The organism is Pseudomonas frederiksbergensis (genome assembly GCF_017114915.1).
Classification (GTDB): domain Bacteria; phylum Pseudomonadota; class Gammaproteobacteria; order Pseudomonadales; family Pseudomonadaceae; genus Aquipseudomonas; species Aquipseudomonas frederiksbergensis_I.
Map to the genome: position 1 here is coordinate 116,987 of NZ_JAAUOE010000004.1, position 22,116 is coordinate 139,102.

Consider the following 22,116-nt stretch of genomic DNA (forward strand, 5'->3'; position numbering starts at 1 on the left):
GCCTGTTGCTGAAACTCAATGCTCGCTCACTGGTGGATCTCATCGAATTGGCCCAACGCAATGGCTTGGTATGAGTACGCCAGCATTTGACGAGGCGCGATGAACGGGCGTTTATCGGAGATCGGCACTTAGTAAAAAGCCTCCGTTTCGGGAGGCTTTTAAGTGTCAAAGGTCAAAATCGTAATCGGCCAATTGCTTTTGCAGTCGGCGCTCCTCCAGCAGATTGTCGATGGTGCGGCGTTTGCTCAGGTTGGTCTTCGCTACTTCCACCACCGTTTCCGCGTCATCGGCCTCAACGGGGGTGAAATCGTCTTCTACGTCCAATTGCTCTTTGCCAGTGCTCATAGGGTTAACTCCAGGCTAAGACTGCCTTTGGCGCCCCTTATATCGACAATTTCCCGGCGGGTAAAAAAGATTTTTTCAATCGGCTAATCAAAAAAACTAATAGCACCTCAATCGTCCGAGGTCTTTTGCTTGTATTCGCACAAGTCCTCGATTCGGCAACTGCCACAACGCGGCTTGCGAGCCAGGCAAACGTAGCGTCCGTGGAGAATCAGCCAGTGATGGGCGTCGAGCAGATATTCCTTGGGCACGAATTTCATCAGTTTCTGCTCTACCTCGACCACATTCTTGCCCGGTGCAATGCCGGTACGGTTGCTGACCCGGAAAATATGGGTGTCCACGGCCATGGTCAGCTGACGAAAGGCGGTATTGAGCACCACGTTAGCGGTCTTGCGACCGACGCCGGGCAACGCTTCCAGCGCCTCGCGGGTCTGCGGCACTTCACCTCCATGGCGCTCCACCAGTAAGCGACAGGTTTCGATCACGTTCTTTGCTTTGCTGTTGAACAGGCCGATGGTCTTGATGTACTCCGACAGCCCTTCGACGCCCAAGGCATAAATCGCCGCCGGCGTATTGGCCACCGGGAACAGTTTGGCGGTGGCCTTGTTGACGCCGACATCGGTCGATTGCGCCGAGAGAATCACGGCGATCAGCAGTTCGAACGGCGAGGAATAGGCCAGTTCGGTCTTCGGTTCAGGATTGTCTTCGTGAAACCTGCGGAAAATTTCCAGGCGTTTTGCGGCATTCATGGGCGATGCGTTTCCTCGAGGGAGGTCAATGAGGGCGTCGGAAGGGGCCAGGCCTGACGCGCGGCGATCAGCAGTCCCAGCAGAATAAACCCGCCAGGGGCCAGCGTGGCCAGGCGCAGGCCACCGTCGGCGGTGAGCACCCAACCTTGCCAGTCCGGTTGCGTAGCACCGGCCAGCCAGGACAGATGGCTACCCAGTGTCCCGTTGCCGATGAGCTCGCGCAGCAGACCCAGGACGATCATCAAGGCGCCGAACAGGCCACACAGGCGCAGGCGATCACGCCCTGTGCTCTGGAAAAAACCGTTGTGTTCCAGCACGACGCATTGCAAGGCGATCAATCCGGCATAGAAACCCAGATGCTGGTGCCATTGGAGCGACCAAGCTTGCATGGCGAGTTCCGCGCAACTGTTCAGCGTGGCAGCCAGCACGAGACCGGCCAGCAAATGTGTTGCCGGAATCAGTCGCGAGCGCAAGGCGCCCATGCTCACACCATAAGCACTGAGCACCAGGACGAATATCAGCCACAAGCCCAGGGCCGTTACCAATGAATCAGTGCCACCGATCAAAGGCGTTAGCATCAGCGAGTTCTGCAGGGACAATGACTTATTCATGGGCACTGCTCCCGATCAGCGGTTGCCGGTGCTCATCGAAGTAGCGCAACGCGTCATGGGTGGCGTTGATCACCGCTCTTGAGGTGATGGTCGCGCCCACGATCTGATCGAATTGCCCTTGGTCCTTTTTCAAGGCCCAGCCCTTGTCATCGGGTTCGGTTAGCGACTTGCCGGTAAACATCTGAAGCCAGGCATTGGGCCACTCGGCGAGCTTGCCACCCAGCCCCGGGGTTTCCGATTGCTTGAGGGTTTTGACCCCCAGCAACTTGCCATGGGTGTCGATGGCGATCAGCAAGTCGATGGAACCGGTGTAGCCCAGAGTCTGGCTGCGCAACAATACAGCGCTCGGCTGGCCCGCCTTGGAGGCCAGATAGCCACCGAGCAGCGTGCTGTTGGCCAAGCGAGTGCTTTCGAGGCTGAGGGGCTGTTTCAGTGGCTGATTGTCGTAGCTGTCGGGCGCTAGCAAGTCCAGCAAATTGCGGCTGTCGATCAGGCGTTGTTCAGCGGCAATGCGCGCGGCGCTGGTGTGCTGCGCGAGGTAAGTCGCGCCCACTCCCAAGCCTGCCAGCAACATGACGATCACCACGCTTGTCGCTCTGTTCATGGGGCAACCTGCTGTTGTCTGGACGCGGCAAACCGCTCCAGCGCCGGTACACAGAGGTTCATCAGCAGGACCGCAAACGCCACCCCATCCGGATACCCGCCCCACGTCCGAATCAGGTAAGTCAGCAATCCCACGCCTGTGCCGAACAGCAACCGGGCGGTAGGACTTTTCGCTCCGGATACCGGTTCCGTCACGATGAAGAAGGCACCCAGCATGCTCGCGCCGGTGAGCAGATGAAACAGTGGCGAGCCATGGGAGTCAGAGCCCGTACCGTTCCAGCACAACAGACTGATGATGAACAGGCTGGCGAGCATGCCGACCGGCGCATGCCAGCTGAATACCCGTCGTTGCAGCAGAAACGCACCGCCGGCCAGAAAGGCCAGGTTGACCCATTCCACGCCGCGACCGCCGAAATGGCCGAATGCCGGGTTGCCGGCGAACAGTTCGTCCATGGTCAGGCTTTTGTTGATTCGCAGGCTGTCCAGCGCCGTGGCCTGGGCCCACGCATCGGGCGTCTGGCCGAGACTGAAGCCGAACACCTGTTGCAAACCACCGAGCAAGTCCATGCCATGGGACGTCGGCCAATGGGTCATTTGCTGGGGAAACGTCACCAGGACCAGCGCGAAACCGAGCATCGCCGGGTTGAACGGATTCTTGCCGACGCCGCCGTACAGCTGCTTGCCAAAAAAAAGTCCGAATGCCGCTGCGCTGACTGTCAGCCACCATGGGCAATAAGGTGGTAAGGCCAATGCCAGCAGGGTTGCGCTGACCAGCGCACTGCCATCGCTCACTGTCGGTTTTACCGGTTGCTTGCGCAGTTGCAGCACCGTCGCTTCAACGGCCAGTGCGGTAGCCGCCGCCAGGATCAGGTTGATCAATACCCCCCAACCGTACAGCCAGAACAACATCAACATTCCGGGTACGGTGGCCAGCAACACCAGCTTCATGGCCTGCTGAAGGCGTTCGTCCACCGGTTCAAGGGGCGGCATAGGCATCCACCTGGCGCTCGGCTTCGCTGAGCGCACGTTGCAACGCTTCGATCTGTTCGGTCGGTGCTTCGCTGGTCTGAGCTTTCTTGAGTTCGGCGCGGCGCATGGCCAACTGGATTTTCGCCCGTTTCAGCTCGGCATCGTTCGCCGGAGCAGGCGGCGCAGAGACCGGCGGCGCACTGCTTTCCAGCTGCGCCAGCGCCTGCTCGGCGGCTTCGAATTGCTGTTGCAGCACGATCAGTTGCGATTGCTGTTCGAAGGTCGGCGGATGCCCGAAAGCCTTGAGCGATTTATTCAGTTGCGCCCGACTCATCGCCAGATCGACCTTGGCCTTTTTCAGTGCCGCATCGGCATTGGCAGCCTTCTGTGCACGCACGCGCTCGAGCGCGGCCTGAACCGGGTCGAGCGTCACTTCACTGTGTTGCACGGCGCGCTGGGCGCGGGCCTGACGTTCGGCAAGTTTCTGTTCCTCTTCGCGGTGTAAACGGGCATTGCGCTGTTCGAAGCGACGTCGCGCACGATTGCGCTTGGCGGCCCGGGCCTGCTGTTCCTCCGGGCTGAACGCCAGCCCACCGACAATCGGCAGCACCGTGGCCAGCGGTAACGGATGCATCTCGATGCAATCCACTGGGCAGGGCGCCACGCAGAGGTCGCAACCGGTGCATTCGTCGACGATGACCGTGTGCATGAATTTCGCCGCACCGACGATGGCGTCGACCGGGCAGGCCTGGATGCACTTGGTGCAGCCGATGCATTCGGCTTCGCGGATGTACGCGATCTGCGCCGGTGCCGAGCCGCGGCTGACGTCCAGTTCCAGCACCGGCACTTTCAGCAGGTCGGCCAGGGCCGCGATGGTTTCGCTGCCGCCCGGTGGGCACTTGTTGATCGGCTCGCCGCTGGCGATGCCTTCGGCGTAGGGTTTGCATCCGGGGTGGCCACACTTGCCGCATTGGGTCTGCGGCAGGAGGGCGTCGATGCGTTGAATCAGACTCATGTTTTGATCAGCCCGCTGAATCCGAGAAAAACCACCGCGATCAATCCGGCACCGATCAATTCGATCGGCAGGCCGCGAAAGGGCAGGGGAACATCGTTATCGAGTGTGCGTTGGCGCAAATCGCTGAACAGACCCAGCACCAGCCAGAATCCCAGCCCGGCGCCAAGGCTCAGGGCGATGGCGTGGAAAAATCCCTTGTCGTCCTGAGCATTGAGCAAGGCCAGCCCAAGCACGCCGGCATTGCCCAGCAGCAGAGGCCAGAGGCCATCGAATGAAAGCTTTGTAAATGACCGTGCAAGCAGCGTCAGCAATGGGCTGATCAGCAGAACGCTCAGCGGCAGGAACACGAATAGACGCAATGATGTCAGCCCCAACGGCACCAGCAGCCAGTGGTAGAGACCATGGCCGAGTGTGCCGACGATCAACATCAGGCACGTCGTCGCGATGCCCAATGCATGGACCTGTCGCCGCTCGCTGCCCAGTACCGGATCGACGCCCAACGGCCAGTGCAACACGAGGTTGTTGATCAGGGCAGCGCTGATAAGCGTAAGCAGTATCTCGGTCATGATCGTGCCGGCAAGAACAGGGCTTTCTAAAGGGGCTCTTTATAAAAGAGCTCTCTAAAAAGAGATTAGGCATTATCCGGCAAGGAAGGAGGGGGGGCCAGACATGAAAATCCCACAGTCGCACGGGGCACGACTGTGGGATCGGTTTAGCGCAGAACCTTACTTGATGCGCTGACCTGGCTTGGCGCCGCTGTCGGGGCTCAGCAGGTAGATTTCTTCACCGCCAGGACCGGCCGCCATCACCATGCCTTCGGAGATCCCGAATTTCATTTTGCGGGGCTTGAGGTTGGCGATCATCATGGTCAGGCGACCTTCAAGCTTGGCCGGGTCCGGGTAGGCGCTCTTGATCCCGGAGAGCACGTTGCGTTGCTCGTCACCGATGTCCAGGGTCAGGCGCAACAGCTTGTCGGCACCTTCGACGGCTTCGGCCTTGAGGATCAGCGCGACGCGCAGGTCGACCGCGGCAAAGGTATCGAACTCGATCTCCGGCGACAGCGGATCCTTGGCCAGCTCGCCGTTGCCTTGAGGCGCGGCGGCTTCGCCGGTGTCGGTCTGGCTGGCGGTCAGGTCTTCTTTCGAGGCGTCGGTCATGGCTTGCACTTTTACCGGGTCGATGCGGGTCATCAACGGTTTGAACTCGTTCAGCTGATGGTTGCTGAGCAAGGTGGCGTGGTCGTTCCAGGTCAGCGGTGCGACGTTCAGGAACGCCTCGGCATCGGCGGCCAGCAGCGGCAGCACCGGCTTGAGGAAAATCACCAGTTGGCGGAACAGGTTGATGCCCAGGGCGCAAATGGCCTGGACTTCATCCTGCTTGCCTTCCTGTTTGTTCAGCGACCACGGCGCCTTGTCGGCGATCCAGGCGTTGGCACGGTCGGCCAGGCCCATGATTTCGCGCATGGCCCGGGCAAAGTCGCGAGCCTCGTAGGCCTCGGCGATGCTCGGCGCTGCGGCCAGGAACGCTTCGGTCAGCTCCGGCGCGGCGTTGCCGGCCACCAGCACACCAGCATTGCCTTTGTGGATGAAACCGGCGCAACGGCTGGCGATGTTGACGACTTTACCGACCAGGTCCGAGTTGACCTTCTGCACGAAGTCTTCGAGGTTCAGGTCCAGGTCATCGACGCCACGGCTCAGCTTGGCCGCATAGTAGTAGCGCAGGTATTCCGGCGACAGGTGATCCAGATAGGTCCGGGCTTTGATGAAGGTGCCGCGGGACTTGGACATCTTCTGACCGTTGACGGTCAGGTACCCGTGCACGTTGATGCCGGTCGGTTTACGGAAACCGGCGCCTTCGAGCATCGCTGGCCAGAACAGGGCGTGGAAGTTGACGATGTCCTTGCCGATGAAGTGGTACAGCTCGGCGGTGGAGTCTTTGCCCCAGAACGCGTCGAAGTCCAGCTCCGGCGTACGGTTGCACAGGTTCTTGAAGCTGGCCATGTAGCCGATCGGCGCGTCCAGCCACACGTAGAAGTATTTGCCCGGCTCATCGGGAATCTCGAAGCCGAAGTACGGCGCATCGCGGGAGATGTCCCACTGCTGCAGGCCGGCATCCAGCCATTCGGCGATTTTGTTGGCCACGGCCTCTTGCAGAGTGCCGCTGCGGGTCCAGGCTTGCAGCATTTCCTGGAAGTCCGGCAACTTGAAGAAAAAGTGCTGGGAATCCTTGAGCACCGGGGTGGCGCCGGAGATGGCCGACTTCGGATCCTTCAGGTCGGTCGGCGCGTAGGTGGCGCCGCATTTTTCGCAGTTGTCGCCGTACTGGTCTTCGGTGCCGCATTTCGGGCAAGTGCCCTTGATGAAGCGGTCGGCCAGGAACATTTTCTTTTCCGGGTCGAAGTACTGCGTGATCGAGCGCGTGGCGATGTGCCCGGCGTCGCGCAGCCTCAGGTAGATCTGGCTCGACAGCTCACGGTTTTCTTCGGCGTGAGTGGAGTGGAAGTTGTCGAAGTCCACCAGGAACTCGGCAAAGTCGGCGCTGTGTTCCGCCTGGACGTTGGCGATCAGTTGTTCCGGAGTGATGCCTTCCTTTTCCGCGCGCAACATGATGGCCGAACCATGGGCGTCGTCGGCGCAGACATAAATGCATTGGTTGCCGCGGTGCTTCTGAAAGCGCACCCACATATCGGTCTGGATGTATTCCAGCATATGGCCGAGGTGGATCGAACCATTGGCATAGGGCAGGGCGCTGGTGACGAGGATCTTGCGTGGCTCGGACATGGGGCTCGGCTACTTGATGAAACGGAGGTCGGCCACTATAAAGCGCCGGCGCATATTTTTCACCCCCACGGCCAGTCTCCACGGACCTTTGTAGCAGCAGGCTTCGCCAGCTGCTACAGGGCGCGTCTGGCCATGGGATATTTGTCATATTCTGAAAGCATGCCGTCCAGACGACAGAACGGTTAGGATACCCCCCTGATTTTCCAGTCTTGCTATCGGAGTTGCCCATGAGCGCCGTCAATCGCGCAGCGGTGGAAGCCGTCCTTCGCCAATACACCGACCCTTACCTGAACCAGGACCCGGTCAGCGCCGGGTGCGTGCGCAGCATCGATATCCAGGGCGATCGCGTCAGCGTCCAGCTGGAGCTGGGATATGCCGCCGGTCTGTTCAAGAGTGGCTGGGCGCAGTTGCTGCAACTGGCCATCGAAGGCCTGGACGGCGTGGTCACGGCCCGCGTCGAGATCACCAGCGTGATCGCCGCGCACAAGGCCCAGGCGCAGATTCCGGGTCTGGCCAACGTCAAGAACGTGGTCGCCGTGGCATCCGGCAAGGGCGGCGTGGGCAAGTCCACCACCGCTGCCAACCTGGCCCTGGCCCTGGCTCGTGAAGGCGCCAACGTGGGGATTCTGGACGCGGACATCTACGGTCCGAGCCAGGGCATCATGTTCGGTATCCCCGAAGGCACCCGCCCTCAGGTCAAGGATCAGAAATGGTTCGTGCCGATCGAGTCCCATGGCGTCGAAGTGATGTCCATGGCGTTCCTGACCGACGACAATACACCGATGGTCTGGCGCGGGCCGATGGTGTCCGGTGCGCTGTTGCAACTGGTCACGCAAACGGCCTGGGGCGACCTGGATTACCTGGTCATCGACATGCCGCCAGGCACCGGCGATATCCAGCTGACCCTGGCGCAGAAAGTCCCGGTGGCCGGTGCGGTGATCGTGACGACTCCGCAGGATCTGGCATTGCTGGACGCACGCAAAGGCGTGGAGATGTTCCGCAAGGTCAATATCCCGGTGCTGGGCGTGGTCGAGAACATGGCCGTGCACATCTGCTCCAACTGTGGGCATGCCGAGCATCTGTTCGGTGAGGGCGGTGGTGTGAAGCTGGCCAATCAGTACGGTGTCGAACTGTTGGCTTCGTTGCCGCTGTCGATGCTGATTCGCGAACAGGCCGATGGCGGCAAGCCAACGGTGATCGCCGAGCCTGACAGCCAGATTGCGATGGTTTACCAGGAACTGGCCCGCCATGTCGGCGCGCGGATTGTGCTGCAGGAAGCCGCGACGCCGGCGATGCCGAACATCACCGTCAGCGACGATTGATCCGCTGAAAAGAGATCGCAGCCTCGCTTCGCTCGACAACTCCTACAGGTGTAAGCCAATCCATGTAGGAGCTGTCGAGCGAAGCGAGGCTGCGATCTTTTGATCTTAGATACGCAACCCGCCATCCAACTCCAGAATCCGACCCGTGTAGTAATCGTTCTCGAAAATGTAGGCCGCCGATTGGGCGATCTCTTCGGGTTTGCCCATGCGCTTGAGCGGAATTCCTGACGTCATCTTTTCCAGCGCTTCGGGTTTCATGCTCAGGGTCATCTCGGTTTCGATGAATCCCGGCGCAATGCCCGCCACGCGAATCCCATAGCGCGCCAGTTCCTTGGCCCAGGTCACGGTTGCCGCGGCGACACCGGCCTTGGCGGCGGAGTAGTTGGTCTGGCCGATGTTGCCGGCGCGCGAGATCGACGAGATATTGATGATCGCGCCGCTGTTGTTCAGCTCGACCATTTTCGCCGCGACTTCACGGGTGCACAGGAACACACCGGTCAGATTGACGTCGATCACCGCCTGCCATTGGGCCAGGCTCATCTTGGTCATTTCGCCGTCCTTGACCTTCAGCAGCAGGCCATCGCGCAGAATACCGGCGTTGTTGATCAGGCCATGGATCGCGCCAAAGTCATCGGCCACTTGGGCGGCCATGTGGGTCACTTGCTCTTCATCGGCGACGTTGCACAGGTAGGCTCGGGCCTCGACACCCTTGGCCTTGCAAGCCGCGACGGCGGCGTCGAGTTTTTCCTGGTTCAGGTCCACCAGGGCCAGCTTCGCGCCACGACCTGCAAGATACTCGGCCATGGAACGGCCTAAACCCTGGCAACCGCCGGTAATTATGATTACTTTGTCAGTGAGTTGCATTCGCATGCCCCCGTTAGCTGGTCAGAGGTGGATTTCTTGTAGGCCTCTCTTGCGCGGGCCGGCCGCACATGAGAACTGCCCGATGGCGTCCTGAGAACTTTAGCCCAGTTGTCCGTCCGTTCTCGACGGATTCTACATAAGGAGTCATAAATTGAGCATCAAAGTTGCTAAGCACGCCCGAGAATTGCTTCTCAAGGAATACCGTGGAGTGCTGTCGACGCACTCTAAATCGATGCCCGGTTTTCCGTTTGGCTCCGTGGTTCCTTACTGCCTGGATGAACAGGGGCGGCCTCTGATCCTTATCAGTCGCATCGCTCAGCACACTCACAATCTACAGAAAGATCCGAAATGTTCGCTGCTGGTGGGGGAACGCGGGGCAGAAGACATACAAGCCGTTGGTCGCCTGACTTACCTGGCAGAGGCGCAAAAGCTTGAAGACGCCGAAACTATTGAAACGGCAGCCCAGCGTTACTACCGCTATTTCCCGGATTCGCAGAACTATCACAAGGCCCACGATTTCGATTTCTGGGTGCTCAAACCGGTACGCCACCGTTACATCGGCGGCTTCGGCGCGATTCACTGGATCGATCAGTTGACCCTCGCCAACCCGTTCGTCGGCAAAGCCGAAGTGAGCATGGTCGAGCACATGAATACCGATCATGCCAAAACCATCGCCCACTACGTCGACCTGGCGGGCCTGCCGAAAACCGTGCCGGCGCAATTGGTCGGCATCGACACCGAAGGCATGCACTTGCGCATCGGTCAGGGGATCTACTGGCTGCCGTTTCAAGCGCCCTGTAATACGCCGACACAAGTCCGGGAAGCCTTGGTTTTCCTGGCTCACGCCGAGCATTGGCCGAAAAATGAAGTGGCCGACGCTTGAATTCACGAAACGGCGACGTCATCTAAGGAAGACTGGCAAGGCATTCTTGCGTTGAGGAACCATTTGATGCGCCCTTTTTTGTTGCTCTTTGTACTGTTCCCGGTGTTGGAGCTGTTCGTATTCGTCAAGGTCAGCGGGGCGATCGGGTTTTTCCCGGCCCTGCTGCTGATCATTCTCGGCTCGATGCTCGGCGTGTTCGTGCTGCGCATCGCCGGTCTGGCTACTGCGCTGCGTGCCCGTGAAAGTCTGACCCGCGGCGAACTGCCGGCCCAGACCATGCTCGAAGGCCTGATGCTGGCCCTGGCCGGCGGTCTATTGATCCTGCCGGGCTTCGTCACCGACGTGCTGGGTCTGATCATGTTGCTGCCGATCTCTCGTCGTCTGCTGGCCAACAAAATGCGTCTGCGCGCTGAGGAACAAGCGATGCGTCAGCGTGCGTTCGCCGATGACCTTCAGCCACGGGGCGGTCCTGCTCCGCGGCAGCCGCTGGGTCGCGAGCCCAACGTGATCGAGGGTGAGTTCGAACACCGCGACGCCAAGTAACACTTCCATCGACACGGCACCTTCGGGTGCCGTGTTGGTTTTCAGGGCATCGATGTAAAAAAAATCGCCCCCCGCCCTTGAAATAGGCTTGTACGCCCTTATGTAACGGTCACCGCAAGGTTTCTGGCAATTGCGCCAGACAGACTTCCGCGGTTCGCTTGACGAACCGCACCCGGCGCCGCCGGATTTGTTAAACCCGCCGGGACTACACCGGCCGATGAAAACCACAATTAGGAGAGATCGACAATGAAGCTTCGTCCTCTGCATGACCGCGTCGTCGTCCGTCGCAGCGAAGAAGAAAAGAAAACCGCTGGCGGTATCGTCCTGCCAGGTTCGGCTGCTGAAAAGCCAAACCAGGGTGAAGTCCTCGCTGTAGGCCCAGGTAAAGCACTGGACAACGGTGAAGTGCGTGCGCTGGCCGTGAAAGTGGGTGACAAGGTTGTGTTCGGCCCTTACTCCGGCAGCAACACTGTGAAAGTTGACGGCGAAGACCTGCTGGTCATCGGCGAGAGCGAAATCCTCGCTGTCATCGAAGGCTGATTCCCCGCTCATTTTCCCGTTACTACAAAGTATTTAAGGAATATCGATCATGGCTGCTAAAGAAGTTAAATTCGGCGATTCCGCCCGTAAGAAAATGCTCGCCGGTGTCAACGTCCTGGCTGATGCAGTAAAAGCGACCCTGGGCCCAAAAGGCCGTAACGTGATCATCGAGAAGAGCTTCGGCGCTCCGACCATCACCAAGGACGGCGTCTCTGTTGCCAAAGAAATCGAGCTGAAAGATCGCTTCGAAAACATGGGCGCGCAGCTGGTTAAAGACGTTGCCTCCCGTGCCAACGATGACGCAGGCGACGGCACCACCACCGCTACCGTTCTGGCTCAGTCGATCGTCAACGAAGGCCTGAAAGCCGTCGCTGCCGGCATGAACCCGATGGACCTGAAGCGCGGTATCGACAAAGCGACCATCGCGATCGTCAAGGAACTGAAAGCCCTGTCCAAGCCTTGCGCTGACACCAAGGCTATCGCTCAGGTCGGTACCATCTCGGCCAACTCCGACAACTCCATCGGCGACATCATTGCCGAAGCCATGGAAAAAGTCGGTAAAGAAGGCGTGATCACCGTTGAAGAAGGCTCGGGCCTGGAAAACGAACTGTCGGTTGTTGAAGGCATGCAGTTCGACCGTGGTTACCTGTCTCCGTACTTCGTCAACAAGCCAGAGACCATGACCGCCGAGCTGGATGGTCCGCTGATCCTGCTGGTCGACAAAAAGATCTCCAACATCCGCGAAATGCTGCCAGTACTGGAAGCCGTTGCCAAAGCCGGCCGTCCACTGCTGATCGTGGCCGAAGACGTTGAAGGCGAAGCCCTGGCGACGCTGGTTGTGAACAACATGCGTGGCATCGTTAAAGTCGCAGCCGTCAAGGCTCCAGGCTTCGGCGACCGTCGCAAGGCCATGCTGCAGGACATCGCTGTTCTGACTGGCGGTACCGTGATCTCCGAAGAGATCGGTCTGAGCCTGGAAAGCACCACCCTGGAACACCTGGGTAATGCCAAGCGCGTGATCCTGTCCAAAGAAAACACCACCGTGATCGACGGCGCCGGCGTTGAGGCTGACATTCAGGCTCGCGTGACCCAGATCCGTCAGCAAGTGGCCGACACTTCGTCCGACTACGACCGTGAAAAACTGCAAGAGCGCCTGGCCAAACTGTCCGGCGGCGTTGCAGTGATCAAGGTTGGCGCTGGTTCCGAAGTTGAAATGAAAGAGAAGAAAGCCCGCGTTGAAGACGCCCTGCACGCTACCCGCGCAGCCGTTGAAGAAGGCGTGGTACCTGGCGGTGGCGTGGCACTGGTTCGCGCTCTGCAGGCTATCTCCGAGCTGAAAGGCGACAACGATGACCAGAACGTTGGCATCCAGTTGCTGCGCCGCGCTGTTGAAGCGCCACTGCGTCAGATCGTTGCCAACTCCGGCGACGAGCCAAGCGTGGTTGTCGATAAAGTCAAGCAGGGTTCGGGTAACTACGGTTACAACGCTGCAACCGGCGAATACGGCGACATGATCGAAATGGGTATCCTGGACCCGGCCAAAGTGACTCGTTCGGCTCTGCAAGCGGCTTCGTCGATTGCCAGCCTGATGATCACCACCGAAGCCATGATCGCCGAGATCAAGGAAGACGCTCCAGCTGGCGGCGGCATGCCAGACATGGGCGGTATGGGCGGCATGGGCGGCATGATGTAAGCCAGCCTTACCCCGTACATAAAAACCCCGCCTGCGTTGAGCTGGCGGGGTTTTTTATGGCCTTCATTTTGGTAGGTCTGGAGACCGCGAGGGCGTCGGTTCAGGCGCGGACCGGTTCTGCCTCGTTCACCAGCTCAGCCTTGGTAGCCGGCCGGTACAGGATGTAGTAATACGCCCCCAGACAAATCAGCCAGCAGAAAATCGCCGTCCACACGTTGTGGGAGAAGAAGTGCGCGCCCTGCATCATCCGGCTGACGGAAAACACCGAGCCCAACGTGAAGGCGAAGACAAATGCCTTGCGTGCCAGCCGCGGGCGCCGGTCGCGCAACACAAAGAACAACGCAAACAGGGTGAAGCCAGTCGCCGCATGACCACCGGGCCAGCAGCGGCCCGGCTTGTCGGTGTGCGGGCGAGGGCTGAGCAGTTCGCTGTAGGTTTCGTGCCCGCCGAATTGTTCCAGGCTCCATGGGCATTGCACCGCCGTCACTGCTTTGACTGGGGTGACAAAGGAAGTTGCCAGCGCCAGAGACAACACCAGGCAACCCAGTTCACGTTTGAACGGTTTGAGCCTTTCAATGAAAAAGGAGCCGACAAAGCCCAGGATGGAGAACACCGAAAAGGCAATGACCACTTGCTTGGCCCGGTCATGCAGGATGTTTTCCAGAAAGTAACTGTGCCGCCCGATGAACTCGCCAGCGACCGGATCATAGAACAGCTTGGCAAGGTCCATGTCCAGGGATGTCAGCTCGAGCAGCAGCAGGGTGATCGCCGCTATGGCGGGCACTCCCAGGCACAGCCAGATATTCAGTGGCCTGGAAGCGGGGCGGGCAGCGGTCGAAACCATGGCAATTCCTTGATGAGTAAAGTGTTCTGAAGAGCGCTCCGCGCGGAGTCTGAACAGGGTTCTGTCGTCAGCCCGTGAATCGATAGTGAAAAAGTTGTTAAGGCCGTCTCGGGCTTTCTTTGTCGGATTTACCACTGCACGCCACCCTATCCCTGAGTCACACTTGGCCTTAAGCTGCGCGCCAAGACAGCCGCTACTGTGTACGGAGGAGGTGCCGATGCGAATTCTGTTGGTTGAAGACAACCGCGATATCCTGGCCAACCTGGCCGATTATCTGGGGCTCAAAGGTTATACCGTGGATTGCGCGCAGGACGGTTTGTCAGGCCTGCACCTAGCGGCCACCGAGCATTACGACTTGATCGTGCTCGACATCATGCTGCCCGGCATCGACGGCTACACCCTGTGCAAACGCCTGCGCGAAGACGCCCGCCGCGACACGCCAGTGATCATGCTCACCGCGCGCGATCAACTGGACGACCGCCTGCAAGGCTTCAAGTCGGGTGCTGACGATTACTTGATCAAACCCTTTGCCCTGTCCGAACTGGCAGCGCGGATCGAGGCTGTCATGCGCCGTACCCAGGGCGGCGGTCGCCGCGCCTTGCAGGTCGGCGATCTGAGCTACGACCTCGATACCCTGGAAGTGACACGCCAGGGCCGCTTGCTGAAACTCAACCCGGTGGGCCTGAAATTGCTGGCGGTGTTGATGCAGAAAAGCCCGCACGTGCTGCGCCGGGAAATTCTTGAAGAAGCCCTGTGGGGCGATGACTGCCCGGACAGCGACAGCTTGCGCAGCCACGTCCATCAATTGCGTCAGGTGATCGACAAGCCGTTCGACAAACCCTTGCTGCACACGGTGCACGGCGTCGGTTATCGCTTGGCCGAGGGCCGTGATGGAGTTTAAACAGAGCCTTGCCCAACGGATCATCATTGCCTTTGCATTGATGAGCGCATTGGTCGCGGGAGCCTTCGCCATGGGCATCGTAGCGACCGTGCATCTGGTGGAAGAGAAACTGATTTCGGCAGGTTTAGGCGGCGATTTGCAGCGCCTGTTGCTGATGGACAGCGTGTCGGACTGGAGCCACCGCCCCGAGCCGGACCAATTGTTCTATTTCAGCGGCGGGCCGGGTGACTTTGAGTTGCCCAAGGATTTACGGCACCTGGATTCGGGTTTTCATGAAGTCTTTCGTGAGCAGTTGTCGTATCACGCGATGGTCGAAATCGTCGACGGTCGGCGTTACGTGTTGTTGCAGGATCAGAGCGATTTCGAAGAGCGTGAGCGGGTGCTGTTTGCCGTGGTGCTGGTGGGCTTCGTGCTGAGCCTGGCGCTGGCGGTATTTCTGGGCTGGGTGCTGGCGCGCAAGGTGATGGCGCCGGTGGTGCGACTGGCCCGTCAGGTGCGTCATCGCGATCAGTTGTTGGGCCTGGCGCCGCCACTGGCTCCGGACTATGCCGCCGACGAAGTGGGCGAACTGGCCGTGGCCTTCGATGCCACCCTGGGGCGTTTGCGTCAGGCGTTGAACCGTGAGCGGTTGTTCACCAGTGACGTCAGCCACGAGCTGCGTACGCCGTTGATGGTGTTGGCCAGTTCCTGTGAGCTATTGCTGGAAAACCCCGGTATCGATCAGCGCGGGCGTGCCCAGGTCGAACGAATCGCCCGGGCTTGCGCTGAGATGCGCGAGTTGGTGCAAACTTTCCTCATGCTGGCTCGCGCACAGCATGAAGACGCCAGCATGGCGCCGCAGCAAACCCTGAGCCAGGTGGCCGACGGGTTGCTTTGCCAATGGCGCGAACCGATCGAAGCCAAGGGCCTGACGCTGAACGTCGAGTTGGGTCATCCGCCGGACACTCGCTATAACGCAACCCTCCTGCACGCGGTGATGGGCAACCTGTTGCGTAATGCGCTGCATTACACCGAGCATGGCTTTATCCGCTTGACCCTGACAGATACGGGGTTCGTGGTCGAGGACAGTGGTGTAGGCATTCCCGAGGAAAAGCGCGAGGCGATGTTCGAACCTTTCGTGCGCGGCAACGAGAAGCGTGGCGAGGGCTTGGGATTGGGGCTGTCGCTGGTGCAGAGGATCTGCGAAAACCAGGGCTGGACCGTCAACCTGACGAACATGGAACCCAATGGCTGCCGTTTTCAGGTGGAGTTGGGTCCGTCTCGGAGCTGATTGGGTTGTCATGTAATACCTTGAAATGATTCCGGGTTTTACATGACAAATTTTTCACAAAGGCATGACCTGAAGCTGACACCGCGCTACCTAAAGTGGTTGTCATCAGACGTTCAGGAGATTGCAGTGATGGCTGGCCCGATCAAACTCGATTTTTCCGAAAAGTACGACGATCAACACGCCCGCAAATATCTGCGCAAGCACCAGGAGGGACTCGGCCGCCGACTGTCCCACTGGCGTGACGAGCAACTGGCGCGAAAAGCGCTGACGCTGGCCGGTGAACCTGGCCTGGTTCTCGATTTGCCCTGCGGCGCCGGGCGCTTCTGGCCGCTGCTGGCGGAAAAACACAACCGTGTCATCATCGGAGCCGACAACTCGGAGTCCATGTTGAAGACTGCTCTGCAGGCGCAGCCGGCCGACGTGGTAAAACGGGTACAACCCTTGCACACTTCTGCATTCGACATTGCCTTGCCCGATAACGCAGTCGACAGCATTTTTTGCATGCGCTTGCTTCATCACATCGGTGAAGCCGAGCATCGACTGGCCATTTTGCGCGAGTTCGAGCGCGTTACCCGCGACAGTGTGATTGTTTCGTTGTGGGTAGACGGCAATTTCAAGGCCTGGAAACGCAAGCGCGCCGAGAAACGGCGTGGGCAGGAGGGTTACCAGAATCGATTTGTGTTACCGGCTGCCACGGTTGAAAAGGAATTCGAGCAGGCGGGTTTCCGGATCCAGGAACAACTGGATTTTTTACCGCTCTACGCCATGTGGCGGGTTTACGTATTACGCAAGAGGTAACAGGATGGCAGTGCAATGTGCAGCAACGGAAGTCGCTCCTCAGGACCGCTTCGACTACTTCTGGAACCTGCGCGGTGAATGGGTAGAAGAACCCAACGTCCGTCGCGGTGGAGAAAGTGGCGTGCAGCGCGTCATGGGCAGTGATGGACAGCTGCTCTACGCCAAGCGTCAAACCGGGCATATCTATCGTAGCTGGCTGCACCCGTTCGGTCGGCCGACGGTGTTGCGTGAGCGCGATGCGCTCATCGGCCTGCGCCTGCTCGACGTTCGCGTTCCGGAGATCGTTTTCTGCGGGGCACAGCGCGATCCAGTCCATAAATGGCGCGCATTACTGGTCACCAAGTCCCTGGATGGCTTTGAGGAAATCGAACACTGGTACGCGGGCGGCGGCCGCGAGCGTCACGGTGAGGCAGTGCATGATCGCGTGTTGAAGGAGTTGGCCGACAACCTGGCCCGCATGCACAAGGGCCGTTGGCAGCACAGCTGCCTCTACATCAAGCACGTATTCGTGCGGGTCACCGGTGAAGGCGAGTCGGCCAGGGTCGAAGTGGCCTTGATTGACCTGGAGAAATGTCGGCAGCGTTTGACCGCCCATCGAGCCGCGGCCCATGACCTGAAGCAATTGCGTCGCCACTCGTCGTTCAGCGAAACGGACTGGAAAAAACTCGTCTATTTTTACGAGACGGCGTCTGGCAGCGCTATCAAAGGCTTATAGCGATGAAACTCGAAATTGCACGAGGTTTGTTTTTAGCAGGAGCCTTGGCAGTTGCTTCATTGGCGGTGGCAGCTTGGGAGCAGCCCCGCACGCAAGTCCTCAGTTCAGTGCACGGTGACGCGCATTGTCCGTTGCCCCGGGTTGCCAAAGCCCCCGTGGCTACTCAACCTGATCATGACTTGTTACTGTTCATGTTCGGACTTTCTCAGGGACTGAGGCCACAGAGTTGAACAGATTGAAGCCCAAATAAAAGGCCTCGCCAATGCGAGGCCTTTTTTATTGGTTCAACATAAATCCAATGTGGGAGCGGGCCTATGTGGCGAGGGGGCTTGCCCCCGTTGGGTCGCAAAGCGGCCCCAAAACCTGCAATCGCGGTGTATCAGGTACACCGCATGCAATGGTTTTACGACTGCTACGCAGCCGAACGGGGGCAAGCCCCCTCGCCACACAGGGTTATGGGTGTTCTTCAGGCTTGTCGCGCTTGGCCAGCAACGTGTAGATGCACGGCAACACGAACAATGTGAACAGCGTTCCGATCGACATTCCCGTCGCAATCACCGTGCCGATGTCGAACCGGCTGACGGCACCGGCACCCGTGGCGATGATCAACGGCACCATGCCGAACACCATCGCCGCCGTGGTCATCAATACCGGACGCAAGCGAATGGCCGCCGCTTCCTCCACCGCTTCGCGAGGCGTCAGGCCTTTCTCTTTGCGTAACTGGTTAGCGAATTCGACGATCAGGATCCCGTGCTTGGTGATCAGCCCGATCAACGTCACCAACCCCACTTGGGTATAGATGTTCATGCTCGACCAGCCAAGGAACAACGGGATCAACGCGCCACAGATCGACAGCGGCACGGTCACCAGAATCACCAGTGGATCGCGGAAGCTTTCGAACTGGGCCGCCAGCACCAGGAAGATGATCGCCAAGGCCAGGGCGAAGGTGACCCACAGCGCGCTGCCTTCCTGAACGTATTGCCGCGACGCGCCGGCATAATCGACGGCGTAACCCGCTGGCGCTTCTTCCCGGGCGATCTGGCGCACGGTGTCGATGGCTTCACCCATGCTGACCAGCGGGACCCCGGAAAGAATCGCCGAATTGAGTTGCTGGAACTGGTTCAACTGACGCGGTCGCGCGCGGTCGCTTACAGTGATCAGGGTCGACAAGGGCAGCAGTTCGCCCTTGGTGTTCTTGACGTAATAATGGTTCAGCCAGTCGGGGTTATCCCGGAAGGGCCGTTCCACCTGCGCAATGACTTTGTAGCTGCGGCCTTCGATGGTGAAACGGTTGATCTCCGCTTCACCCAGCAACGTCGCCAGGGTTCCGCCCAGGTCCTGCATCGACACACCCATCTGCGCCGCCTTGGCGCGATCGATATCCACCACGACTTCGGGCTTGTCGAAGGCCAGGTCGACGTCGACGAAAGCGAACTTGCCGGATTCCATTGCCCTTTTTTTCACCCGGTCCGTCACCTCCAGCAGCGATTCGTAGGCGTTGGCCGAGTTGATCACGAATTGAAATGGCAAGCCTTCGCCGGTGCCCGGCAGGGACGGCAGGTTGAAGCCGAAGATTTGCAACCCGGGGATGCTTTCCAGTTTGCTCTGGACCTCGGGCAGGATCTGCATTTGGGTCCGGTCGCGTTCGTTCCAGGGTTTGAGCAGGAAGCCGCCGATACCCGATTGCACACCGTTGAAGCCGTTGATCTGGAACGAGGAGTAGTACTCGGGAAACGCCTTGAAAATCGTGAGGAACTCGTCGGTATAAGTATTCAGGTAGTCGAGGTTGGCCGTCTGCGGGGCGCTGGCCATCATGAAGATGACGCCCTGGTCCTCGTCTGGCGCCAGTTCCGACTTGGTGAATTTGAGCAGCACCGGAATCAGGCACAGCACGATCACCGCGAACACCAGCACCACTGGCCGGGTGTTGAGGGTGCCGTGAAGCACACTCTGGTAGCGGCGCTTGAGGCCTTCGAAGATCACGTCCAGGCGATGGGCCAGACCGCTGGGGTTTTCATCATGGCGCAGCAGAAAGGCACACATCATCGGCGACAGCGTCAGGGCGACGATGCCGGAGATCACCACCGCCCCGGCCAGGGTCAGGGCGAACTCCTTGAACAGCGCCCCCGTCAGGCCGGTCAGGAAGCCGATCGGCGCATAGACCGCCGCCAGGGTAATGGTCATCGACACCACCGGCATGGCGATTTCCCGGGCACCTTCAATCGCGGCGTCCAGCGGCGTCTTGCCTTCTTCGATGTGTCGGTGGATGTTTTCCACCACCACGATGGCGTCGTCCACCACCAGCCCGATGGCCAATACCATTGCCAGCAAGGTCAGCAGGTTGATCGAGTAGCCCATCATCTGCATGAAGAACATCACACCGATCATCGACAGCGGAATGGTGACCACCGGGATCACCACCGAGCGCAAAGCGCCGAGGAACAGGAACACCACCACAATCACGATCAGTACCGCTTCGAACAGGGTCTTCACCACTTCGTCGATAGAGGCCTGGATGAACAGCGTGGCATCGTAGGCGATTTCGCCTTTGAGGTTCGGCGGCAGTTGCGCTTCCAGCTCCGGCATGATCTTGCGCACTTCCTTGATCACGTCCAGCGGGTTGGCGCCGGGCGTGGCCTTGATACCGATGTACACCGAGGGCGTGCCGCCGAAGGAACTGACGGAGTTGTAGTTCTCCGCGCCCATCTCGACCCGCGCCACGTCTCGCAGCAGTACGCGACTGTCGCCCTCTACCTTGAGCGGGATCGCGGCAAAGGCCTCGGCGGATTTGAGTTCGGTGTTGGCGTTGATGCTGGTGACCACATACTCGCCTTTCACTTCGCCGGCGGCAGAGAGGAAGTTGTACTGGCGCACGGCGTTGGTCACGTCGCTGGCGCTCAGGCCGAAGCCGGCGAGTTTCACCGGGTCCAGCCACAGACGCATGGCGAACACCTGGTTGCCGAGAATCTCGGCTTCGGCCATGCCCGGCAAGGTCGCCAGTTTCGGCTGGATGACCCGGGACAGGTAGTCGGTGATCTGCGGATTGCTCAGCTCCTTGCTGAAGAAACTGATGTACATCAGCGCCGAGGCGTCGGCGGCTTCCTTGCTCAGCACCGGGTCTTCGGCGTCCTGGGGCAGCTGGTTCTTGACCTCGTTGGCCTTGGCCAGCAGCTCGGTGAACAAGCGGTCGCTATTGGAACCGATGCGCGCGTAGATCGAGATCACCGAGAAGTTCTGGCGACTGACCGACGTCATGTAGTCGATGCCCTCGGCACTGGCCAGGCTCTGCTGCATCGGTTGGGTGATGTAACCCTGAATGGTTTCGGCGTTGGCCCCGGGGTAAGCGGTGGTCACCGTGATCAGGGCGTTTTCCATTTGCGGGTATTGGCGCAGCGGCAACTTGCTCCAGGCCTGGAAGCCCAGCAGCACAATCAACAGGCTGACCACGGTGGCGAGCACCGGGCGGCGGATGAACGGGTCGGTAAAAGCCATGGGGATTCCTTGATCAGTCAGCGCGCGGCTGACTGCTCTTCTCGGCTAGGGTCTTGTCGTCGCTGATGGCAATGTGTGCGCCGTGGTCCAGTTTGATCTGACCCCCCGTGACCACTTTTTCGCCGTTCTGCACGCCTTTGGTGATCATGACCATCCCGTCGCGGCGCTCGCCGGTTTCGACGAAGCGGCGTTCGGCGATCAGAACCGGCTCGCCCTTGTCGTCTTTTTCGAGGCTGCCGTCTTCGGCCTTTTTCTGTGTGACGACGTACAGCGAGTTGCCATAAAGGGTGTAGGCGATCGCGCTTTCCGGCACAACGATGTGCGGCTGCGGGTTGGGCAACAGCACCTGCAGGCTGGCGAACATCCCCGGCAGCAGCTTGCCGTCGGGGTTGGCCAGGGTTGCGCGCACCAGCACGTTGCGGGTGCTGCTCTCGACCTTCGGGTTGATCGCGCTGACGGTGCCGGGGAACGTCTCTGTCGGATAGGCCGAGACAATGACTTGTACCGATTGGCCGAGGGTGATCTTCGGCACGTCCTGCTCGGGCACAAAGAAGTCGACGTAGAGGCTGCTGAGGTCTTGCAGGGTGGCGATCATCGTGCCGCTGGCCACGTAGTCGCCGACGTCTACCTGACGAATGCCGATGGTCCCGCTAAACGGGGCGAGAATGCGTTTTCTCTCCAGTGCTGCTTTGAGCTGATTGACCGTGGCCCGGCTCTTTTGCAACACCGCCGAGAGTCGGTCGAACTCGCCTTTGGAAATAGCCTGGCTGCCCACCAGTTGGCTGCCGCGACCGTAATCCAGTTGCGCCAGTCCCAGGTCAGCCTGGGCGGTTGCCAGCAGGGCGGTTTCCACAGCGCTGTCGAGTTGCAGCAGCGGCTGACCGGCCTTGACCTTCTGTCCTGACTCGAACTGCACTTCCTTGACGGTGCCGTCGACTTCCAGACTCAGGTCGACCCCTTGCAGCGCCGTGAGGGTGCCGACCGTTGGCAAACGGCTTTGCCACGGACGTTCAGTGGCGGTGGCCACGGCGACGCTTATCGGTGGTTTCGGCGCAGAGAAGCCCTGCATCATCGTGTAGATGGAGAAGGCTTTGTAACCGGCCAGGACCAGCACGATCAGCAGGACAACACCCAACATGATCAGCATGCGGCGACGCAGCATATTTCCATTTCCTTGGAGAA

The 22,116-nt window shown here is 59.6% G+C and carries 22 protein-coding genes and 1 pseudogene; 11 read left to right on the forward strand and 12 right to left on the reverse strand.

Features of this window, described 5'->3' with window-relative positions:
• Positions 1–74 (forward strand): annotated as a pseudogene (locus tag HCU66_RS27050) (DNA-binding response regulator); the annotation flags it as partial.
• A 91-nt stretch (positions 75–165) separates the two neighbouring features.
• On the opposite strand, the gene HCU66_RS04795 reads toward HCU66_RS27050, so the two are convergent.
• The 8 genes from HCU66_RS04795 to metG all read right to left on the reverse strand — a co-directional run bounded on the left by HCU66_RS04795 (position 166) and on the right by metG (position 7,069).
• The gene (locus tag HCU66_RS04795; RefSeq protein WP_205887393.1) at positions 166–345 is read right to left on the reverse strand and encodes a PA3496 family putative envelope integrity protein; all 180 of its coding nucleotides are present in this window, start codon (positions 343–345) and stop codon (positions 166–168) included.
• 107 nt (positions 346–452) lie between these two features.
• Positions 453–1,091, reverse strand: coding sequence for an endonuclease III (gene nth, locus HCU66_RS04800; RefSeq protein WP_205887394.1), 639 nt, complete (start codon positions 1,089–1,091; stop codon positions 453–455).
• Entirely contained in the window at positions 1,088–1,702 is a 615-nt protein-coding gene (locus tag HCU66_RS04805; RefSeq protein WP_205887395.1) for an Rnf-Nqr domain containing protein, read from the reverse strand. The genes nth and HCU66_RS04805 overlap by 4 nt, the downstream gene beginning before the upstream one ends.
• Complete coding sequence (locus HCU66_RS04810; RefSeq protein WP_205887396.1) at positions 1,695–2,306, reverse strand: RnfABCDGE type electron transport complex subunit G; 612 nt, start codon at positions 2,304–2,306, stop codon at positions 1,695–1,697. The genes HCU66_RS04805 and HCU66_RS04810 overlap by 8 nt, the downstream gene beginning before the upstream one ends.
• Positions 2,303–3,295: an RnfABCDGE type electron transport complex subunit D gene (locus tag HCU66_RS04815; protein WP_205887397.1), complete on the reverse strand. Its 993-nt coding sequence runs from the start codon at positions 3,293–3,295 to the stop codon at positions 2,303–2,305. The genes HCU66_RS04810 and HCU66_RS04815 overlap by 4 nt, the downstream gene beginning before the upstream one ends.
• Entirely contained in the window at positions 3,282–4,289 is a 1,008-nt protein-coding gene (gene rsxB, locus HCU66_RS04820; protein WP_205887398.1) for an electron transport complex subunit RsxB, read from the reverse strand. Before rsxB ends, HCU66_RS04815 begins: the two co-directional genes overlap by 14 nt.
• Positions 4,286–4,855, reverse strand: coding sequence for an electron transport complex protein RnfA (locus tag HCU66_RS04825; RefSeq protein ID WP_205887399.1), 570 nt, complete (start codon positions 4,853–4,855; stop codon positions 4,286–4,288). The genes rsxB and HCU66_RS04825 overlap by 4 nt, the downstream gene beginning before the upstream one ends.
• 159 nt (positions 4,856–5,014) lie before the next feature.
• Entirely contained in the window at positions 5,015–7,069 is a 2,055-nt protein-coding gene (gene metG, locus HCU66_RS04830; protein ID WP_205887400.1) for a methionine--tRNA ligase, read from the reverse strand.
• 227 nt (positions 7,070–7,296) lie between these two features.
• Here metG and apbC point away from each other — a divergent pair, with 227 nt between their 5' ends.
• The gene (apbC, locus tag HCU66_RS04835) at positions 7,297–8,391 is read left to right on the forward strand and encodes an iron-sulfur cluster carrier protein ApbC (protein ID WP_205887401.1); all 1,095 of its coding nucleotides are present in this window, start codon (positions 7,297–7,299) and stop codon (positions 8,389–8,391) included.
• Between the two features lie 105 nt (positions 8,392–8,496).
• Here apbC and HCU66_RS04840 read toward each other — a convergent pair whose 3' ends face one another.
• Positions 8,497–9,255 (reverse strand): SDR family oxidoreductase, encoded by a 759-nt coding sequence (locus HCU66_RS04840; protein ID WP_205887402.1) that lies wholly within the window; start codon positions 9,253–9,255, stop codon positions 8,497–8,499.
• 151 nt (positions 9,256–9,406) lie between these two features.
• Here HCU66_RS04840 and HCU66_RS04845 point away from each other — a divergent pair, with 151 nt between their 5' ends.
• The 4 genes from HCU66_RS04845 to groL all read left to right on the forward strand — a co-directional run bounded on the left by HCU66_RS04845 (position 9,407) and on the right by groL (position 12,914).
• Positions 9,407–10,138, forward strand: coding sequence for a HugZ family pyridoxamine 5'-phosphate oxidase (locus HCU66_RS04845; RefSeq protein WP_205887403.1), 732 nt, complete (start codon positions 9,407–9,409; stop codon positions 10,136–10,138).
• Positions 10,139–10,204: 66 nt separating this feature from the next.
• Entirely contained in the window at positions 10,205–10,681 is a 477-nt protein-coding gene (locus HCU66_RS04850; protein WP_205887404.1) for an FxsA family protein, read from the forward strand.
• A 246-nt stretch (positions 10,682–10,927) separates the two neighbouring features.
• Entirely contained in the window at positions 10,928–11,221 is a 294-nt protein-coding gene (locus tag HCU66_RS04855; RefSeq protein WP_007898444.1) for a co-chaperone GroES, read from the forward strand.
• Between the two features lie 49 nt (positions 11,222–11,270).
• Positions 11,271–12,914, forward strand: a complete 1,644-nt coding sequence (groL, locus tag HCU66_RS04860) for a chaperonin GroEL (RefSeq protein ID WP_105345112.1) — start codon at positions 11,271–11,273, stop codon at positions 12,912–12,914.
• A gap of 100 nt (positions 12,915–13,014) precedes the next feature.
• Here the strand turns inward: groL and HCU66_RS04865 are convergent, their stop codons facing one another.
• Positions 13,015–13,758, reverse strand: coding sequence for a phosphatase PAP2 family protein (locus HCU66_RS04865; RefSeq protein ID WP_205887405.1), 744 nt, complete (start codon positions 13,756–13,758; stop codon positions 13,015–13,017).
• Between the two features lie 217 nt (positions 13,759–13,975).
• On the opposite strand from HCU66_RS04865, the gene colR reads away from it, so the two are divergent.
• The 5 genes from colR to HCU66_RS04890 all read left to right on the forward strand — a co-directional run bounded on the left by colR (position 13,976) and on the right by HCU66_RS04890 (position 17,672).
• Complete coding sequence (gene colR, locus HCU66_RS04870; protein ID WP_205887406.1) at positions 13,976–14,659, forward strand: two-component system response regulator ColR; 684 nt, start codon at positions 13,976–13,978, stop codon at positions 14,657–14,659.
• Positions 14,649–15,929 carry a sensor histidine kinase gene (locus tag HCU66_RS04875; RefSeq protein WP_205887407.1) on the forward strand — a complete coding sequence of 427 codons (1,281 nt, stop codon included), beginning with the start codon at positions 14,649–14,651 and terminating at the stop codon, positions 15,927–15,929. The genes colR and HCU66_RS04875 overlap by 11 nt, the downstream gene beginning before the upstream one ends.
• 129 nt (positions 15,930–16,058) lie before the next feature.
• Positions 16,059–16,727, forward strand: a complete 669-nt coding sequence (locus HCU66_RS04880) for a class I SAM-dependent methyltransferase (RefSeq protein WP_205887408.1) — start codon at positions 16,059–16,061, stop codon at positions 16,725–16,727.
• Positions 16,728–16,731: 4 nt separating this feature from the next.
• Positions 16,732–17,442 (forward strand): lipopolysaccharide kinase InaA family protein, encoded by a 711-nt coding sequence (locus tag HCU66_RS04885; protein WP_205887409.1) that lies wholly within the window; start codon positions 16,732–16,734, stop codon positions 17,440–17,442.
• Between the two features lie 2 nt (positions 17,443–17,444).
• Positions 17,445–17,672: a hypothetical protein gene (locus HCU66_RS04890; protein WP_026331876.1), complete on the forward strand. Its 228-nt coding sequence runs from the start codon at positions 17,445–17,447 to the stop codon at positions 17,670–17,672.
• A 223-nt stretch (positions 17,673–17,895) separates the two neighbouring features.
• Here the strand turns inward: HCU66_RS04890 and HCU66_RS04895 are convergent, their stop codons facing one another.
• Together HCU66_RS04895 and HCU66_RS04900 are read right to left on the reverse strand one after the other, a co-directional pair.
• Entirely contained in the window at positions 17,896–20,934 is a 3,039-nt protein-coding gene (locus HCU66_RS04895; protein WP_205887410.1) for a multidrug efflux RND transporter permease subunit, read from the reverse strand.
• A gap of 13 nt (positions 20,935–20,947) precedes the next feature.
• Positions 20,948–22,096 carry an efflux RND transporter periplasmic adaptor subunit gene (locus tag HCU66_RS04900; protein WP_205887411.1) on the reverse strand — a complete coding sequence of 383 codons (1,149 nt, stop codon included), beginning with the start codon at positions 22,094–22,096 and terminating at the stop codon, positions 20,948–20,950.
• Positions 22,097–22,116 lie beyond the last annotated feature (20 nt).

Coding starts and splice junctions, on each gene's coding strand:
- HCU66_RS04900 (WP_205887411.1), bottom strand. CDS start 22,096: ATGCTGCGTCGCCGCATGCTGATCATGTTGGGTGTTGTCCTGCTGATC.
- HCU66_RS04885 (WP_205887409.1), top strand. CDS start 16,732: ATGGCAGTGCAATGTGCAGCAACGGAAGTCGCTCCTCAGGACCGCTTC.
- nth (WP_205887394.1), bottom strand. CDS start 1,091: ATGAATGCCGCAAAACGCCTGGAAATTTTCCGCAGGTTTCACGAAGAC.
- HCU66_RS04850 (WP_205887404.1), top strand. CDS start 10,205: ATGCGCCCTTTTTTGTTGCTCTTTGTACTGTTCCCGGTGTTGGAGCTG.
- HCU66_RS04895 (WP_205887410.1), bottom strand. CDS start 20,934: ATGGCTTTTACCGACCCGTTCATCCGCCGCCCGGTGCTCGCCACCGTG.
- metG (WP_205887400.1), bottom strand. CDS start 7,069: ATGTCCGAGCCACGCAAGATCCTCGTCACCAGCGCCCTGCCCTATGCC.
- rsxB (WP_205887398.1), bottom strand. CDS start 4,289: ATGAGTCTGATTCAACGCATCGACGCCCTCCTGCCGCAGACCCAATGC.
- HCU66_RS04875 (WP_205887407.1), top strand. CDS start 14,649: ATGGAGTTTAAACAGAGCCTTGCCCAACGGATCATCATTGCCTTTGCA.
- HCU66_RS04840 (WP_205887402.1), bottom strand. CDS start 9,255: ATGCAACTCACTGACAAAGTAATCATAATTACCGGCGGTTGCCAGGGT.
- groL (WP_105345112.1), top strand. CDS start 11,271: ATGGCTGCTAAAGAAGTTAAATTCGGCGATTCCGCCCGTAAGAAAATG.
- HCU66_RS04890 (WP_026331876.1), top strand. CDS start 17,445: ATGAAACTCGAAATTGCACGAGGTTTGTTTTTAGCAGGAGCCTTGGCA.
- HCU66_RS04815 (WP_205887397.1), bottom strand. CDS start 3,295: ATGCCGCCCCTTGAACCGGTGGACGAACGCCTTCAGCAGGCCATGAAG.
- HCU66_RS04865 (WP_205887405.1), bottom strand. CDS start 13,758: ATGGTTTCGACCGCTGCCCGCCCCGCTTCCAGGCCACTGAATATCTGG.
- HCU66_RS04810 (WP_205887396.1), bottom strand. CDS start 2,306: ATGAACAGAGCGACAAGCGTGGTGATCGTCATGTTGCTGGCAGGCTTG.
- HCU66_RS04795 (WP_205887393.1), bottom strand. CDS start 345: ATGAGCACTGGCAAAGAGCAATTGGACGTAGAAGACGATTTCACCCCC.
- HCU66_RS04855 (WP_007898444.1), top strand. CDS start 10,928: ATGAAGCTTCGTCCTCTGCATGACCGCGTCGTCGTCCGTCGCAGCGAA.
- HCU66_RS04805 (WP_205887395.1), bottom strand. CDS start 1,702: ATGAATAAGTCATTGTCCCTGCAGAACTCGCTGATGCTAACGCCTTTG.
- HCU66_RS04825 (WP_205887399.1), bottom strand. CDS start 4,855: ATGACCGAGATACTGCTTACGCTTATCAGCGCTGCCCTGATCAACAAC.
- apbC (WP_205887401.1), top strand. CDS start 7,297: ATGAGCGCCGTCAATCGCGCAGCGGTGGAAGCCGTCCTTCGCCAATAC.
- colR (WP_205887406.1), top strand. CDS start 13,976: ATGCGAATTCTGTTGGTTGAAGACAACCGCGATATCCTGGCCAACCTG.
- HCU66_RS04880 (WP_205887408.1), top strand. CDS start 16,059: ATGGCTGGCCCGATCAAACTCGATTTTTCCGAAAAGTACGACGATCAA.